Source organism: Cryobacterium sp. N21, from assembly GCF_002929575.1.
GTDB lineage: Bacteria > Actinomycetota > Actinomycetes > Actinomycetales > Microbacteriaceae > Cryobacterium > Cryobacterium flavum.
The window spans coordinates 1-17,024 of sequence record NZ_PJJQ01000034.1 but is presented as its reverse complement, the minus strand read 5'-3'; the positions used below and the strand labels follow the sequence as shown (position 1 = coordinate 17,024).

The window sequence follows — 17,024 nt, the reverse complement described above, 5'->3', positions numbered from 1 at the left end:
CGCCGAGCGTTCTCGCTCGGGTTGTGCACAGGCTCTTTAAGCGCTCGACAGTGCAGCGATCAAACTGCTTAGGTTTTGCGCCACAAGAGTTGCACGTTCGATATCAGGAGGAACAATGACGTCATCTGGTTCCGGGTCTGCCCGTCTGCAGGTCAACCCGTTGGCGCCCCGCGTCGACCAGCGCGCAGTCAGCCCGCGCGGTGCCGGCCCGAGACCAATCGGGCCAGCGCACGGGCACGAAACAGAACAGCTCCTGCGCGCCCTCGCACTGCGGGCCATCGAGGCCATCGCCGGAGCCAGAGACCTCGAGCAGCTCGCGCGATGGGTCACCGACGACGTCTACGCCCATCTTCACATCCGTGTGACGATCGCCTCTCGTGCCAGAGCCATCACGGGAATCGTCGCGGAGCGGCCGAGACTGTGGATCGATCAGGTCAAAACCTGGCCGACCGAGACCGGCGGTTTCAACGCGGTGATCGTGGTGTACGACAAACGCCGCGCGCACGTCGTCTCCTTGCAGCTGGAAGCCCTGGACCAGCGCTGGAGAGCTACTGTACTCGTCGTCCTGTGAGGCCAGGACCGCCCGGCCAGCAGACGGATGCCCCACCCACGCACATCGCCGCGCGCCGCCGGACGGGCGCACGTCGATGTGCTGGCGTGGGGTCTAGCTGTTCTTCTTACCCTGCGATCGGCGTTCGGCCCGGTTCACCGGGGCTGCACCCTCGGTTTTCTGCCCGAACGCTCCGCGCTGAGGAGGGCCAGCTGCTTCGGCCGGTTCGTCGTCGCTGGCCCCGACGGTGGCCGAGCGCCGGGCCCGGTCAGTGGCTGCCTGCTGAATCTGGCCGCGCTGGTTGCGCACCTCGACTCCGCCTGAGTCACTCGGTGCGGTGTAGCTGAGCTTCTCCTCCGGAGCGTCGGCCGGTGTGAGTCCCTTGGCAGCGACGACCGGCCCGGCGACAGCACCGGCCCCAGCAGTCACCTCAACGTCGAGGTTGAACAGGAACCCGACGGTCTCCTCGCGAATCTGACCCATCATCTGCTGGAACATGGCGAAACCTTCGCGCTGGTATTCCACCAGCGGGTCGCGCTGAGCCATGGCGCGCAGTCCGATACCGTCTTTCAGGTAGTCCATCTCGTAGAGGTGGTCCCGCCAGCGACGGTCGATCACCGAGAGAACGACACGGCGCTCCAGTTCGCGCATGGCCGGGGCTCCGAGGCTCACTTCCCGGCGCGAATAGGCCAGCTTGGCATCAGAGAGAATCTCCCGGCGCATGAAGTCGCGGTTGATCTTGCCCTTGTCGCCGGCCTCGGAGACGACCTCATCGATGGTCAGTCCCACCGGGTAGAGCGTTTTGAGCTCGGTCCACATTGCATCGAAGTCCCAGTCGTCACCGTTGCCGTCGCCGGCGTGCACATCGAGCACCTCGTCGATGACGTTGGTGAGGAAGGTCTGGGTGCGTTCGTGCAGGTCGTCACCCTCGAGGATGTGCCTGCGGTCTCCGTAGATGGCCTCGCGCTGACGGTTGAGAACGTCGTCGTACTTGAGCACGTTCTTGCGGATCTCGGCGTTGCGACCCTCGACCTGGGACTGGGCACTGCGGATGGCGCGGCTGACCACCTTGGATTCGATCGCCATGTCGTCTGGCACGCCCTGGCGGCCCATGAGGGCCTCGGCGGCACCGGCGTTGAACAGGCGCATGAGGTCGTCGGTGAGCGAGAGGTAGAAGCGGCTCTCGCCCGGGTCTCCCTGACGTCCGCTGCGCCCGCGCAGCTGGTTGTCGATGCGGCGTGATTCGTGCCGTTCGGTACCGAGCACGTAAAGACCGCCGGCGGCGATCACCTTCTCGGCCTCTTCGGTGACGTTGGTCTTGACCGCGGTGAACACGTCGTCCCAGGCGAGTTCGTACTCGTCGGGGGTTTCGACCGGGCTGAGGCCCTTGGCGTTCATCTCGGCAACGGCGAGGAATTCGGCGTTGCCGCCGAGCATCACGTCGGTACCACGACCGGCCATGTTGGTGGCGACGGTCACCGAACCGAGTCGACCGGCCTGCGCGACGATCGCAGCTTCACGGGCGTGGTTCTTCGCGTTGAGCACCTCGTGACGCACGCCCTTCTTGGCGAGCAGGCGCGACAGGTACTCGCTTTTCTCAACGCTGGTCGTGCCGACCAGAACCGGCTGTCCCGCTTCGTGTCGTTCGACGATGTCCTCGACGACCTGACGAAACTTGGACTCTTCGTTCTTGTAGATCAGGTCGGACTGGTCGATGCGCTGCATCGGCTTGTTGGTGGGGATGGCCACCACGCCAAGCTTGTAGGTGCTCATGAACTCGGCGGCTTCGGTCTCGGCCGTTCCGGTCATTCCGGAGATCTTCGCGTACAGGCGGAAGTAGTTCTGCAGGGTGACCGTGGCCAGGGTCTGGTTCTCGGCCTTGACCGCGACCCCCTCCTTGGCCTCGATCGCCTGGTGGATGCCTTCGTTGTAGCGGCGGCCCATGAGGATACGGCCGGTGTGCTCGTCGACGATGAGCACCTCGCCGTTCATGACGACGTAGTCCTTGTCTTTCTTGAACAGGGCATTCGCCTTGATGGCGTTGTTCAAGAAGGAGATCAGCGGCGTGTTGGCCGACTCGTAGAGGTTGTCGATGCCGAGGTAGTCCTCGACCTTTTCGATGCCGGGTTCGAGCACACCGATGGTGCGCTTCTTCTCGTCGACCTCGAAGTCTTCGTCGGCAATGAGACGCTTGGCCAGGCTGGCGAACTCGTTGAACCAGCGGTTCGCTTCACCGGATGCCGGCCCGGAGATGATCAGCGGGGTACGGGCCTCGTCGATGAGGATCGAGTCGACCTCGTCGACGATGGCGAAGTAGTGGCCGCGCTGCACCATGTCGCTGGCCTGCCACGCCATGTTGTCGCGCAGGTAGTCGAAACCGAACTCGTTGTTGGTGCCGTAGGTGATGTCGGCGGCATACATTTCGCGACGCTGCGCCGGAGTCTGGCCGGAGAGGATGCATCCGGTCGTCATGCCGAGGGCGCGAAAGACGCGCCCCATGAGCTCGCTCTGGTAGCTCGCGAGGTAGTCGTTGACCGTGATGACGTGCACGCCGCGGCTGCTGATCGCGTTGAGATACGCCGCGGTGGTGGCGACGAGGGTCTTGCCCTCACCGGTCTTCATCTCGGCGATGTTGCCGAGGTGCAGGGCTGCTCCGCCCATGAGCTGCACGTCGAAGTGACGCAGTCCGAGGGTGCGCGTGCTGGCCTCGCGCACGGCGGCGAAGGCCTCCGGCAGCAGGTCATCGAGCGATTCGCCGTTGGAATACCGTTCCCGCAGGGTGACGGTTTCGTTTTTCAGCTCGTCGTCGGTGAGCTCATGGAAGTCTTCTTCCAGCGCGTTGATGGCTTTCGCATAGTTTTCGAGGCGGCGCAGAACGCGGCCTTCACCAACACGAAGAACCTTTTCAAGAATTGACGCCACGAATGTACTCCACTAGTCAAACGGTGCAGGCTCGCACTGCGGCAGCCCAATCGGACTTCTGCAGCACAAGCCTGCACCTCTCGTCTGGCAGATGCCAGAGCACCGACCTGGTCGGCGGCTAAGGCAATGCTAGTTGGTCAGTTGGCACGCCCGCTGGCAACGGGCACAGCCTCCTGCAACTCGCTCGACGAACCGTCGAGCTCAATGACCCCATAGTCCCAGCCCTTGCGGCGGTAGACCACGCTGGGACGCTTCGTCTCGATGTCCTGGAACAGGTAGAAGTCATGGCCGACGAGCTCCATGAAGTAGAGGGCATCGTCGACGGACATGGGAGCAGCCGCGAACACCTTGCGACGGATGACGACGGGGCAGTATTCCTCCTCGGCGGAGGCTTCTGGGGCATCCGCTTGCACAATCGGGATCGCGCCGGTGCGCACCCGCTCGAGCGTTTCGGGGTTGGCGGGGGTGATGTCGATGACGCTGAATCCCACAGCGGATGCCTCGTGCAGCGAGGTAGGACGGTGGGCCCCGCCGCGGTGCACCTTCTTGCGGTCTTTGGCGCGACGAACGCGTTCGAGCAGACGACCCAGCGCCACGTCGAAGGCGGCGTACTTGTCGGATCCGTCTGCTTCGGCCCGCACCAGCGGACCTTTGCCGATCAGGGTGAGTTCGACCCGGTCGTTGCCGACGGCAGCGCCGTTCTTCTCGTGGTGGCGGCTGACCTTAATCTCGAGCGCGACGGCCTTCTCGGCGAGGAGGGCAATTTTCTCGGCCTTCTCCGTCGCGTAATCCCGGAAGCGATCAGTGATCCCAAGGTTGCGTCCGACGATGTTAGTTTCCATGACGACCTCCAGTTTGGCGGACCGCCCGACAACTGGGCGATCATTACGCGCCTTTGTCTCCACCGTAGCCGTGACGGTCAGATAAGTCACAGTATTTATCCATCAGTTTGCCTAAGGAGGGTTGTGCGCGGGGAGCAGACGCCGTGTTTCCGCCAGTGCGGCCAGACCGACGACGATACCGCCCGCAGCGAACACGGCACGCCGCGCCTCGAGCAGGGTCGCGCCGGTCGTCACAATGTCGTCGACGAGGATCACCGACACCCCGTCGAGCGGATGCCGGGCGACAAGACTGTTGTTCTTGTTCGAGGCCCTCGCCGCCCGGCCGAGACCCACCTGGTCGAGGGCCTCGGTGCGCTGCACGAGCACCGGGGATGAGTGCAGGCCGGCCCGGCGCAGCAGGGCGTCGACCGGGTGGTAGCCGCGTACGCGCCAGGCCAGGCGGGACGACGGAATGGTGACCAGGTGGATGTCGCGCGGGCTCCCGGGCTGATTCGGCTCGGTCAGGTTTGGCACGGCGACGAGCGCGGCCACGATGGCCGCTCGCAGCGGCGCGGCGAGCGCGGCGGCGGCATCCGTTCGACCGCCGTCTTTGTAGGCGGCGATCACGTGGCGGGCAGAACCCGCATAAGTCAGAGCGGCCCAGATGAGGGCGTCGTCGCGGGTGACCGCGTGCACGGCGGGCGCCAGCGCCAGCCGGCAGCTCGCGCACAGGGCACGGTCGACGGCACCGCAGCCGCTGCACTCGGTCGGCAGCAGCGTGGCCCAGGCGTCGCGGCCGGCGGCGGCCAGTCGATCGCGCAGCTGTCTACTCATGGCCTCAGTGTGCCGCGGGATGCCGGTGGGGACTGTGCGACTTCGCCAGCGGTGCACAAACGGACCTGGACGCCCGCTGGGGAGGAGAAGCTAGCCGCCGAGGCCTTGCTGGGTGGCGAGCAGGGTCACGTCTCCGATGCGGGCCTGCCAGCCCGCTCCGCGTTGCACCTCGAGGCTGCCGGTGTCGGTGAGGGCTCGCAGGTCGCGCACCGAGTTGCTGCCGACGATGAACCGGCTGCTGACCGGGGATTCCAAAACGGTACTGACGCCGCCGATCTGTTGGGCGACGATGCGGGCCTCGCCACTGGGCAGCAGGCTGAGCGATGCGACGGTCAACTCGTTGATCCAGGTGGCGCCCTGGCCGACCCCGCCGCCCGATGCCAGCAGCACGGGCGCGCCGATGCCGGTCGGCACAACGCCGGTGCGAATGATGGAGGCGACCACGAATCGGGTCTCGGAACCGGTGCCGAGCAGCGCGATCAGTCGGGCGCCGTCTCTGGACACCTTCAGCGACGAGATAGACGTGGCCTCCGGCCACGGCGTCGGCAGTACGGTCGCCTCCCCCGACGGGCCATAGACGACCAGTGCGCTCGGATCGTTGGCCGGCACTGACCAGACGAAGCGGTCGTTGTCGATCGAGGGTGCGAGCAGTCCGGCACGCGTATCGAGCAGTTGAGGGTCGTCGCCGGCCCGCACGAGGTATACGCCGTCGCTGGCCAGTACAGCAGCCGATCCCTGCCCCGAAGCGAGCGTCACGGCGGTCGGGGCCAGCTGGGCGATGGCGTCAGACAAACCGTCGAGCGGGGTGACGCTCTGCCCGGTCGCGGCGAGAAAACCGAACTCGTCGCCGCGCAGCACGAGCGCCCTGGCATCCACGCGCGGATCCACGAGCGGAGCGCCGGACTCCAGATCAGTGATGGCCTGGGAGTTCTGGTCGATGGTGATTTCGACGGTCAGGCCCGTCGGCAGGCTCGCCGCCAGTTGGGCTTTCATACGCTGCAGGGTCTGCCGATCGGCGTTGAGGGCTTCGCTGTTCAGGTCGACCATGGCCTGCCGCCCGACGACCTGCACGGCGTCGGCGGTGAGCTTGGAGCCTTCCGGAAACGCCGTGGCCACGGCGCCGGTCAGCCAGGCGCTCGGTCCGTTCAGGACGGCATTGACCAGTTTGGTCGGAGCGGATGCCCCGCGCGGAAACCAGCGCAGGTCCGGCACCAGAAACCGAAATCCCGGGTCGTAGAAGTAGACCGGCTGGGCGCTGAACACGTCATTGAAGGTGTTCTCATCGATCACGGTGCCGTTTGGGGCCGCGCTGATGCGCCACTGGCCGCCGATCTGCGCAAATTCATAGCGCAACGGTACCGGGCTCGCGTCGACCTCGCGGTATTCCCCGGACTGGTCTACTTCGGCGATCGGCGTGACGGCCACGAGGGTGGTGGCGTCGTCGATGACGGTCAGGGTGCGCCCTGAACCGTTGTCGACGGTGACGCCCGCAGTAGGATCCCAACTGGATTGAAACGCCGGAGCCAGAAACTGGCGGGCGATGTCGTAGTTGTTCTCCGGGCTGGAGGAGGCGTCGATGAATCCGCGCAGGATGGACTCGACCGAAGCATCCTTTTGCGGTAGTGCGGGCAGAAAGACCGGCGCCGGATTGTCGTCGGGCGCGATGTCATTGCCGGCGTGCACCACGCCGTCGCGCGGTATGCCGGTGCAGCCGCCGAGACCGACGGCGAGACTGACCGCTACGAGCAGCGCCGGAACGACGCGCCAGGCTGAACTGCGACTACTCATGCTGGCCCCCGCCGATTCCGGGCACATGCCCGATTTCGCCCAGCGCGGCCGTGGCGTCGTCGGGCGGCAGCGGGATCGGGGACGATTCGAGCATGGCGCCGGCCGTGCGCGGCAGAGTCAGGCGAAAACACGACCCGTCGCCGGGGCTCGACCAGACCTGCAGCCAGCCGTTGTGTACGCTCGCGTCTTCGCGCGAGATGGCCAGCCCCAGTCCGGTCCCGCCGATCGTGCGTTGGCGTGAGGGATCAGCACGCCAAAACCGGTCGAACACGTGCGCGACCTCGGCCTGGCTCATGCCGAGCCCGTAGTCACGCACGGCGAGCGCCACCGCGTTCGCGTCGCTGTCGACCGAGACCACGACGGGTTTGCCCTCACCGTGCTCGATGGCGTTGCCGATGAGGTTGTGCAGCACCCGACGGATGCGCCGCGGATCGACGTCGGCGTTCAGGTACCCGCCGGGGGCGAGAAGTCGCAGGTCGCTGCCCTTGGTCTCGGCGAGGGAGCGGAGGCTGTCGATGGCATCCTCGGCGAGGTAGACCAGATTGGTCGGTTCACTTTCCAACTCCACCGACCCGGCGTCGTAGCGGCTGATTTCGAGAAGGTCGCTCAGCAGCAGCTCAAACCGTTCGACCTGGGTGTGCAGCAGCTCGGCGGTGCGGCTGGTGGCCGGCGGAAAAGTCGCCCGCTGGTCGTACAGCACATCGCCGGCCAAGCGGATGGTCGTGAGCGGCGTTCGCAATTCGTGCGAGACATCCGATACAAAGCGTTGCTGCACTTCGGACAGGTCGGCGAGCTCACGAATCTGGCTCTGCAGGCTGTCGGCCATACCGTTGAACGAACGGGCAAGCGTGGCGATGACGTCTTCACCCTTCTCGGGAATGCGTACTTCCAGGTCACCGGAGGCCAGCTTCTGGCTCGTCTCGGCGGCCACGCGCAGCGGCGTGACGACGAAGCGCACGACGATCCACGATACGGCCCCGATCAGCAGCACGAGGGTGACACCGGCCACCCCGAGGGTCTGCTGTACGAACAGGAGCGTCGCTTCGGCATCCTGCAGGCTGTACGCGATGTACAGCTCATAGCGGCCGGCCACCGGAACCGTGATCTGCGACCCGACCACGATGCCGGGAATGGTCGTGGCATCCTCACCGGTCAGGGTGACCGACTGCCAGAACTGATCGCCGTCGTTGGCCTGCACCTCGGTGCGCAGGTCGGTGCCGATCACACCGGTGGATTGCCCGAACGTCGAGGAGTCGAGCGGCGCGACGGTCGACGGATCCTGCCCAGGCACCCGTAGCACGGCGACCAGCCGGCTCGAGGAGGCGGCCGAGATCGAGGTGCGGGCCGAGCTGAGCAGGTTCTGCACCTGCACCCGGTCGGTGGCATCGGAGGAATCGAACAGGCTCTGCGCGGAGCTGGTGGCACGGTCGGATTCGAGCAGCACCTGGCTGAGTCGTGATTGAAACAGGTCGTTGCCGATGCTGACCGACATGTAGACGCCCACCACCAGAATCGCCAGCCCGGACAGCGCGACCGAGATCGTCACCGTACGAAATTGCAGGGAGGAACGCCACGACGCGCGCACCAGCCTCGGCCAGTTACGCGGCCTGCTCCAATAGGTCAGCTGGGGCACGGTTTGAGAAACCGTTTCTGCGGGAATCGCCGGGCGCACATGGGCGGTTGTAGTTCTCTAGCTGACCGTGCCGGCGCGATAGCCGACACCGCGCACCGTCATGACGATCTTCGGATTGTCGGGGTCATGCTCGACCTTGGCGCGCAGCCGCTGCACGTGCACGTTCACCAGCCGGGTGTCCGCCTTGTAGTGGTAGCCCCAGACCTGTTCCAGCAGCATCTCGCGGGTGAAAACCTGCTGGGGTTTGGACGCCAGGGCGAGCAGCAGGTCGAATTCGAGCGGGGTCAGATTGATCGCGGCCGTTCCGCGGGTGACTTCGTGGCCGACCGCGTTCACAACGAGGTCACCGATGTGCAGGGCGAGGGCACCGTCGGCGGCGGGCGGGCGCAGGCGCGTGCGAATGCGGGCGACCAATTCCTTGGGGTTGAACGGCTTCACCATGTAGTCGTCGGCGCCGGACTCGAGACCCTTGACCACGTCGGTGGTGTCGGACCGCGCGGTGAGCATGATGATCGGGACCCCCGATTCTGCGCGGATCAGCCGACACACTTCGATCCCGTCGAGGCCGGGCAGCATGAGGTCGAGCAATACCAGGTCGGGCTTCTCGGTGCGAAACGTCTCGAGGGCGAGGGACCCATCGGCGCAGAACCCCGGATTGAAGCCTTCGCCGTGCAAAACGATGCCGATCATCTCGGACAGGGCGGTATCGTCATCGATAACCAAAATTCGTGCAGTCATGGGTCTCTTTCCAGAACGTCAGTCACGTGTGTTCTGATGTGGTTCGCTCAGCAGATTGCCCGATGAGTAGGGCAAAGTCTGGCATAAGAGTAGCTGAGCGCGCTGACAGAGTGCCTCTGAGCGCATTTCTTGATCGACCTGTGCCAGCATTGAATGGTGACAGACCCCTGGCAAGCCCCCGACGCCCCCGTTGCACCGCGCTACGGGGGGTTCGCGCCGCCCGTCTCGCCCGATCAGAGCGCACCGCATCCGTACGGTTCGTACCCGGGCGGCCCGTACCCGGGCGGCGCCCCCGGGCAGGGCTGGGCGCCCCCGCCCAAGCCGGGGCTGATTCCACTGAGACCGATCGGATTCGGTACGCTGCTTGGCGCGTCGTTCCAGGTCTTGCGCCGCAATCCGAAGGCAACCTTCGGCAGCGGTCTGATCGTGCAGGCCGCGATCATGCTCATCACCGTGGTCATTGTCGGGCTCGTCACGTTCTGGGCCATCGACCGCATCGACAGCGCCCCGCTCGACCAAAAGGATGCCGTCACCGCCGGCTCGTTACTGGCCGGCGCACTGTCCGCCATCATCCCAATCGCCCTGTCACTCATCGCTTCGGCCCTGCTGCAGGCCGTCATCGTGCTCGAAGTGGCCCGCGCGACCCTCGGCGAGAAACTACGGCTCGGCGCACTGTGGCGCACAGCGGCGACCCGTCTCTGGCCGCTGGTGCTGTGGACCGTGCTGTTGACCGTGGCACTCTTCATCGGCGTGGCCGTGATCGCCGGCATTGTCGTGGCGCTGATCAGCGTCGGCGGTACCGCCGGATTCGTGGCCGGCGTTCTGGTCGGCATCTTCGGCGGCCTGCTGCTCGCGGCCGTGAGCGCGTTCCTGTACGCCAAAACCAGTGTCGTGCCGAGCCTGATCGTGCTGGAGAAACTGGGCGTGCGGGCATCCGTTGTTCGATCCTGGTCACTCACTCGCGGCTACTTCTGGCGCACCCTGGGCGTACTGCTGCTAATCGGCCTGATCGTGCAGGTGATCACCCAGATCATTACCACGCCCGTATCACTGCTCATGGGAATCGGCGCGTCGCTGATCGACCCGAACGGGGCATTCACCGACGAGACGACCTACATCATCACCGCCCTCAGCCTGATCATCGCTATTCCGGTGGCCGCAGTGGCGGCCGTCGTGCAGTCGGCGGCCATAGCGCTGATCTACCTCGACCTGCGCATGCGCAAGGAGGGGCTCGACCTCGAGCTGGCGCGCTACGTGGAATCGGCGGCGCAGGGCGGCGATGTTCCCGACCCGTATCTGGTATCGACCGCTCCCGGCACGGGGTATCCGGCGGCATGACGGCTCTGGGCCTGGCGCAGCTCGGATCGCTGGTTGACCGCATCACGTTCGGCGTGCCGCGTGATGTACCGGTGGTTCCCGACGCGCCAGAGGCCCGCCAGTGGCTTCGCGAGGAACTCGCCAAAGCCCCGTACGCCGCCGCCCGGCCCACCTGGTTCGACCGGGCGTCCCAGGCCTTTTTGGACTGGCTCCAGTCCCTGACCATCAGCGGCGACGGCAATTTGAAAGACTGGCTGCCGATTGTCGCGGTCGTGCTTGTGCTCGCGGCGCTTGTGGCCGGCTGGCTGCTGTTCGGCGCCCCCAGGTTGGCCAGGCGACGCCGCGCCGCTCTCGACCTGTTCGGCACGATCGACCAGCGCAGCAGCGCCGAGATGCGCACGGCCGCCGAGGCAGCGGCGAGCGCAGGCGACTGGAGCCTGGCCTGCGAGGAAATTTTTCGCGCCCTGGCCCGCGGCCTCGCCGAACGCACGGTGCTCGCTGTCTCGCCCGGCACGACCGCGCACGATTTCGTCACCCGAGCCCGGCAGGTCTTTCCGGTGCATGGCCCGGCCCTGGCTCTCGCCGCCGATACCTTCGACCGGGTGCGCTATCTGGAGCAGGCCGGCACCGAGCCCGACTATCGCGCTCTGGCCGCGCTCGAGGCCGAGTTGCGCTCTGCGATGCCCGTCGTGCTGACCCCGCTGGCCGAGGCGGGTCGGTCATGAGCGCGACGCTGACGTCTCCAGAGGATGCCGCTGCGCCCGGCGCCCGCGCCGGTGGTGGCCCTGCGAGCGCCACGACCGTGGCAACGCCGACCCTGCGCGCGCTGCTTCGCCGCTCCTCGTTCTGGGTGATCGCCGCTGCCTGCATACTGGCCATCGCCATCATCGCCGTGCTCGTCTCGGGTGGCAGCCAGGCTGCCGGCAGGGCACTGGCCGGGGACAACGCGGCTCCGGCCGGGTCGATGGCCCTGGTCGAAGTGCTTCGCCAGCAGGGCGTCACCGTGACTCTGGCCGGTTCCCTGGCCGAGGTGCGCGGGGCGGTCGGCGCGGATTCCACCGTGCTGCTCTATGACGAGAACAGCTACCTCGACCAGTCGCAGCTGAGCGAACTCGGCGACCTCGCCGCGCGCACGGTGGTCGTTGCACCGGATTTCTTGGCGTTGCAGGCGCTGGCGCCCACCGTGGGCTTCGGCGGTGTCTCCGATGCGGAGACGCTGACGGCCGACTGCTCGGTTCCGGCCGCAAGCCGGGCCGGGGAGCTGGTGCCGGGCGGCGACACCCTGTCGATTCCGCAGGGCGAGCATCCGCTGGTCACCGGCTGCTTTCCGAGCGGCACCGACACCTTCTCGCTGGTGCAGGTGCAGAACGAACTAACCGGCGACCTCGTCTCGCTTGTGCCCGACCCGCGCGTGTTCAACAACGAGAACGTGACCGGCTACGGCAATGCGGCGTTCGCCCTCGGCCTGCTCGGGCCGAGCGACTCGCTGGTCTGGTACCTGCCGACCCTGGCCGACCTGCCCCGCACGGGGCCACCCTCACTCGCCGACCTGACGCCCGGCTGGGTCACCCCGGTGCTCATGCTGCTCGCGCTCGTCGGCGTCGCCGCCGCAGTCTGGCGCGGCCGGCGCTTCGGGCCGCTCGTAGCCGAGAATCTGCCGGTCACGGTGAAGGCGAGCGAGACTTTGGAGGGTCGAGCCCGACTCTATGCGCGCAGTAACGCCCGCCTGCGGGCGATCGACGCCCTGCGCGTGGGCGCCGTGCAACGCCTCGCCCGAACCGTCGGCCTCGGCCGGCTCGCCCACCTGGACGAGGTCATCGCCACGGTGGCGCTTATCACCGGCCGCGCCCCCGACGAGGTTCGCCGGGTTCTCGTGGGTGCCATCCCCGTCTCCGATGCCCAGCTGATGGAGCTCGGAGTCGCCCTGCAGGCCCTCGAAACGGCGACCAGCCAGGCCGTGCGGGCCGGGGCGCCGGCATCCGCTTCTTCTGAAATCTTCCCCCCTCCAGCCGAGAGAATGGACCCATGACGACTCCCACTGATCAGATCGACACCGCGCCGACCAACGCAGCGGATGCCGCCGCGCTGCGGGCCGCCCTCAACCGGGTGCGCACCGAGGTCGGCAAGGCCGTCGTCGGGCAGGACGGCGCGGTCACCGGGCTGATCATCGCGCTGCTCGCGCGCGGCCACGTGCTGCTCGAGGGCGTGCCGGGCGTAGCGAAAACCCTGCTCGTGCGCACCCTCAGCCACGCACTCAGTCTCGACACCAAACGAATCCAGTTCACGCCCGACCTGATGCCCGGCGACGTGACCGGGTCGCTCATTTACGACACCAAGGCCGGCGAATTCGAGTTTCGGCAGGGGCCGGTATTCACGAACATCTGCCTCGCCGACGAGATCAACCGCACGCCGCCGAAGACGCAGTCCGCGCTGCTCGAGGCGATGGAGGAGCGTCAGGTCAGCGTCGACGGCGAGTCGCTGAAGCTGCCAGAGCCGTTCATCGTGGCGGCGACCATGAACCCGATCGAATACGAGGGCACTTATACGCTGCCCGAGGCACAGCTCGACCGGTTTCTGCTCAAGCTCGTGCTCGAAGTGCCTCAGCGGGTCGATGAGATCGAGGTGCTGCGCCGCCACGCGGCCGGCTTCAATCCGCGCGATCTGGCCGGTGCCGGTGTGAGCGCGGTTCTCGGCGCGGCCGAACTCGCCGCGGCGCAGGATGCCGTCGCTCGGGTCAGGTCGAGCGCCGATGTGCTCGCCTACATCGTGGACCTGGCCCGCGCCACCCGCACGAGCCCCTCGGTCAAGCTCGGGGTCAGCCCTCGCGGCACGACCGCCCTGCTCGCCGCTACCAAGGCGTGGGCCTGGCTGAGCGGCTACGACTCGATCACCCCCGACCACGTGCAGGCCATGGCGCTGCCGGTCTGGCGGCACCGTGTGCAGCTGCGCCCCGAAGCCGAACTCGAAGGCGTCTCGGTCGATGCGATTCTGCGCGGAGTGCTGCAGCAGGTTCAGGTTCCGATCTAACGATGACGCTCAGCGGACGGTTCGTTCTTCTCCTCGCCCTCGGCGCGGTGCCCATCGTGCTGTTCGGGCCCTCCGTGGAGGCGGCGGCCGGCGTGCTCGCCCTCTGGCTGGTCTTCGTGCTTCTGCTCGGCAGTCTCGACCTGGCGCTGGCCGCGTCGCCGCGCGCCGTTTCGGTCGAACGGATGCTGCCCGCCCGCGTTCGCCTCGGCGAATCGGCCACGAGCGAGTTGTACCTGACGAATACCGGTCGTCGGCGCCTGAACGCCGTGGTGCGGGATGCCTGGCAGCCGTCGGCGGGTGCCGGCCTCGTGCGCGGCCGGGTGGTGATTGTGCGCGGCGAACGGCGGCTGGTCTCGCTGACGCTCACTCCGTTTCGGCGGGGGGAGCGCCGGGTCGAACAGGTGACGGTGCGCTCCCTGGGGCCGCTGGGTTTGTGGAACCGTCAGGCGACACTGAACGCGCCGGGGCGCATCCGGGTTCTGCCGCCGTTTCACGCCCGCAAACACCTGCCCTCCCGTATCGCACGACTCAAGGAGCTCGACGGACGCACGAGCGTGATGGTGCGCGGGCAGGGCACCGAGTTCGACTCGCTGCGCGAATATGTGCGCGGTGACGATGTGCGCTCGATCGACTGGCGGGCCACGGCCCGGCGGGGCGACGTCATGGTGCGCACCTGGCGGCCGGAGCGCGACCGTCGGATCGTGATTCTGCTCGACACCGGCCGCACGTCCGCAGCCCGCGTCGACAACGAGCCCCGGCTGGACACCGCCTTCGAAGCGGCCCTGCTGCTCGCAGCCCTCACCTCGGTGGCCGGCGACCGGGTTGACTTTCTCGCCTTCGACCGCCGGGTGCGCGGCCGGGTGCAGGGAGCGACCGGCGCGGCCCTGCTGTCGCAGATGGTCGATTCCATGGCGCTGATCGACCCGGAGCTCATCGAAATGGACTGGGCGGCCGTTCCCGGCCAGGTGCGCGCGGTCACGAGCCAGCATGCCCTGGTCGTGCTCCTCACCTCCATCGACGCTGCGGGAGCGTCGACCGGGCTGCTGTCGGTGCTGCCGCAGCTCACCAAGCGGCACACGGTGGTCGTGGCCTCCGTGCTCGACCCAGCTACCGTGCTCGCGGCGGCCACCCGCGGCGGACGCGACGAGATCTACCGCGCGGCGGCCGCTGAGCGGGCCCTGCTCGACGTGGCGCGCGTGTCGGCCGCCATCCGCCAGCTGGGAGCGGATGTCGTCACCGCCTCCCCCGCGCAGCTTCCGCCCGCCCTGGCTGACCGCTACATCGCGCTGAAGGCGGCCGGGCGGCTCTGACTCACGCGCTGTAAATGCGCGTACTCCCCGCTTCGAACTCACTGAGGTCGCCGGTTTCTCCGGCCCTGCTTGCGCGCCCGCCGACCACGATCATGTAGAACAGGAACGCGCCGAGCGCCACCGCTCCGATGCCGATCTTGATCGGCCACGGCCAGGGCTGCGAGGTGACGAAGCCCTCAATAATGCCCGACACCAACAGCACGAACACCAGTCCGATCGCCACGGTGAACAGCGCTCGGCCGTCTTCGGCGAGTGCCTGACCTCGGGTACGTGCGCCGGGGGCGATCCAGGCCCAGAAAATGAGCAGTCCGCCGGCAGCCGCAACGAAGATCGCCGTGAGCTCGAGCAGCCCGTGCGGAGCAATGTAGAGAAAGAACACGTCGCCCTTGTCGTAGGCGAACATGATGGCGGCCGTGGTGCCGAGGTTCATGGCGTTCTGCAGAATGATGAATGGCACGTAGACCCCGGTGATGCCGAAGGCGATGCACTGCGCGGCGATCCAGGCGTTGTTGGTCGAGACGAATCCGGCGAAGGAGGCCGCCGGGTTCGCGGAGTAATACCCCACGAAGTCCTCGTTGGCCAGTTGCGCGAGTTGCGCCTCTGTTCCCAGGTTGGCCAAGACCCTTGGATCGTTGTAGGCCCACACGGCGTACAGTCCAGCGACGACGACCGTGACCACGGCGACCGCGAGGGTGAGCCAGCGGAGCCGATATAAAGCCGCGGGGAGCTGGGCAACGAAAAACCGGGGAAGCTGCGCCAACACATTGACGCTCACGCCGGTGAAGCGCAGCCGGGCGCGGGACAGGCCGACCGACAGCCGGTCGCCTTCCAGGGTAGAGCCGGCGGTCGATTTGATCGCGGAGAGCTGAGTGGCCCCGGCCTGATATCGCTCGATCAGCTCATCCGACTGGGCACCGGACAGACCCCGCCGGGCACCGAGCTCGGTCAGGCGGTCCCAGTCGGCGCGGTGCGCGGCCGTATATGCGTCGAGATCCATCTGGTTCAATAGTAGACATGAAGGAGACCGCGCGTCCCACCGACCGTGCCGCTGATTTTGACAGTGACGATGAACTCGTCACCGGTGAGGCGGTCGCGCTCGACGTGCGGCCGGCCAGCGTCATCCTCCGCGGCGCCGGGGCGATCATCGACGCGATCGCCTATCTGGCCCTGTACCTGCTCATTCTTCTGGGCTTCTATCTGAGTTTCGCGGCCTATACCGACGCCGCGCTCACCCAGGCACTGAACGTTGTTGCCCTCGTCTTCTCGCTGGTGGTCGTGCCGGTCCTGGTCGAAACCCTCACGCACGGCCGCTCGCTTGGCAAGTTCGCCATCGGCGCCCGCATCGTACGAGACGACGGCGGAGCGATCTCCCTGCGTCACGCGTTCATTCGCGCCCTGACCGGCGTGCTCGAGATCATCATGACCGTCGGAGGTCTCGCCGCCATCACTGCCCTGCTCAATGGGCGTTCCAAGCGCCTCGGCGACCTGCTGGCCGGTACCTACAGCCAGCACGAACGTGTGCAGCGCAATAAAGAGGTCCCGCGCCCCCTACCAGACGCCTTGCTGCCCTGGTCGCAGACGGTCGATATCGCGCGCCTGCCCGACCGCCTCGCCCGTCGTGTTGCCCAGTACCTGCGCCAGTCGTCCCATCTGACCCCCGTGACCCGCGAACATCTGGCTCAGTCCCTCGCCGCCGAGGTCGCCCCCTTCGTCTGGCCGCTGCCTGACGCTCCGGCCGAGTATTTCCTCGTCGGCGTAGCCGCCGTGCGCCGCGAACGTGAGTACACCGCCCTCATCCTCGAGCGCGAGCGTCTGGCCCGGCTCGCGCCCGTTCTGACCGGTCTCCCCCACGGCTTCCCCAACCGCTGATTCACCGACAGGGGCAAAGCACCGGTTGCGTGGCCCGTCCCATTAAGTATGGGGAGCCAAAGCAAAGGATGCTTGCTATAGCAAGCAGATGGACGACCTCCTAGATAGCCACAGTCCCGTAAGCTCCCGGCTCGCAGACGCCCGCTCTTACCGCGGCTGGAGCACGTCGCAGCTCGCACAGCGTCTACGTTGTGGGCGGGGTGTCGGGGTATTCG

At 67.0% G+C, this 17,024-nt stretch carries 14 protein-coding genes; 7 read left to right on the top strand and 7 right to left on the bottom strand.

The window, feature by feature from the left end; translation table 11 throughout:
* Positions 1–115 precede the first annotated feature (115 nt).
* Positions 116–571 (top strand): Rv3235 family protein, encoded by a 456-nt coding sequence (locus CXY77_RS12240; protein ID WP_104130140.1) that lies wholly within the window; start codon positions 116–118, stop codon positions 569–571.
* 93 nt (positions 572–664) lie between these two features.
* Here the strand turns inward: CXY77_RS12240 and secA are convergent, their stop codons facing one another.
* The 6 genes from secA to mtrA form a co-directional block, all read right to left on the bottom strand.
* Complete coding sequence (gene secA / locus CXY77_RS12235) at positions 665–3,472, bottom strand: preprotein translocase subunit SecA (RefSeq protein ID WP_104130139.1); 2,808 nt, start codon at positions 3,470–3,472, stop codon at positions 665–667.
* A gap of 137 nt (positions 3,473–3,609) precedes the next feature.
* Positions 3,610–4,314, bottom strand: coding sequence for a ribosome hibernation-promoting factor, HPF/YfiA family (hpf, locus tag CXY77_RS12230; RefSeq protein ID WP_104089423.1), 705 nt, complete (start codon positions 4,312–4,314; stop codon positions 3,610–3,612).
* Positions 4,315–4,425: 111 nt separating this feature from the next.
* The gene (locus CXY77_RS12225) at positions 4,426–5,127 is read right to left on the bottom strand and encodes a ComF family protein (RefSeq protein ID WP_092340546.1); all 702 of its coding nucleotides are present in this window, start codon (positions 5,125–5,127) and stop codon (positions 4,426–4,428) included.
* Between the two features lie 90 nt (positions 5,128–5,217).
* A complete protein-coding gene (locus tag CXY77_RS12220; protein WP_158252829.1) occupies positions 5,218–6,915 on the bottom strand; it encodes an LpqB family beta-propeller domain-containing protein in 1,698 nt (565 codons plus the stop codon).
* Positions 6,908–8,548 (bottom strand): MtrAB system histidine kinase MtrB, encoded by a 1,641-nt coding sequence (gene mtrB, locus CXY77_RS12215; RefSeq protein ID WP_199181919.1) that lies wholly within the window; start codon positions 8,546–8,548, stop codon positions 6,908–6,910. The genes CXY77_RS12220 and mtrB overlap by 8 nt, the downstream gene beginning before the upstream one ends.
* Positions 8,549–8,605: 57 nt before the next feature.
* Positions 8,606–9,286 carry an MtrAB system response regulator MtrA gene (mtrA, locus tag CXY77_RS12210; RefSeq protein ID WP_092340544.1) on the bottom strand — a complete coding sequence of 227 codons (681 nt, stop codon included), beginning with the start codon at positions 9,284–9,286 and terminating at the stop codon, positions 8,606–8,608.
* A 156-nt stretch (positions 9,287–9,442) separates the two neighbouring features.
* Here mtrA and CXY77_RS12205 point away from each other — a divergent pair, with 156 nt between their 5' ends.
* The 5 genes from CXY77_RS12205 to CXY77_RS12185 are packed head-to-tail and all read left to right on the top strand — an operon-like array spanning position 9,443 to position 14,940.
* The gene (locus CXY77_RS12205; RefSeq protein ID WP_104130138.1) at positions 9,443–10,624 is read left to right on the top strand and encodes a hypothetical protein; all 1,182 of its coding nucleotides are present in this window, start codon (positions 9,443–9,445) and stop codon (positions 10,622–10,624) included.
* Entirely contained in the window at positions 10,621–11,328 is a 708-nt protein-coding gene (locus CXY77_RS12200) for a DUF4129 domain-containing protein (protein WP_104130137.1), read from the top strand. The genes CXY77_RS12205 and CXY77_RS12200 overlap by 4 nt, the downstream gene beginning before the upstream one ends.
* Positions 11,325–12,632, top strand: a complete 1,308-nt coding sequence (locus CXY77_RS12195) for a DUF4350 domain-containing protein (protein WP_174774948.1) — start codon at positions 11,325–11,327, stop codon at positions 12,630–12,632. Before CXY77_RS12200 ends, CXY77_RS12195 begins: the two co-directional genes overlap by 4 nt.
* Entirely contained in the window at positions 12,629–13,630 is a 1,002-nt protein-coding gene (locus CXY77_RS12190) for a MoxR family ATPase (RefSeq protein WP_104130136.1), read from the top strand. Before CXY77_RS12195 ends, CXY77_RS12190 begins: the two co-directional genes overlap by 4 nt.
* A 2-nt stretch (positions 13,631–13,632) precedes the next feature.
* Entirely contained in the window at positions 13,633–14,940 is a 1,308-nt protein-coding gene (locus tag CXY77_RS12185; protein ID WP_104089429.1) for a DUF58 domain-containing protein, read from the top strand.
* A gap of 1 nt (position 14,941) precedes the next feature.
* On the opposite strand, the gene CXY77_RS12180 is transcribed toward CXY77_RS12185, so the two are convergent.
* A complete protein-coding gene (locus CXY77_RS12180; RefSeq protein WP_092340539.1) occupies positions 14,942–15,937 on the bottom strand; it encodes a stage II sporulation protein M in 996 nt (331 codons plus the stop codon).
* A gap of 17 nt (positions 15,938–15,954) precedes the next feature.
* Between CXY77_RS12180 and CXY77_RS12175 the strand changes: the two genes are divergently transcribed.
* Complete coding sequence (locus tag CXY77_RS12175; protein WP_104130135.1) at positions 15,955–16,809, top strand: RDD family protein; 855 nt, start codon at positions 15,955–15,957, stop codon at positions 16,807–16,809.
* The last annotated feature ends 215 nt before the right edge of the window (positions 16,810–17,024 follow it).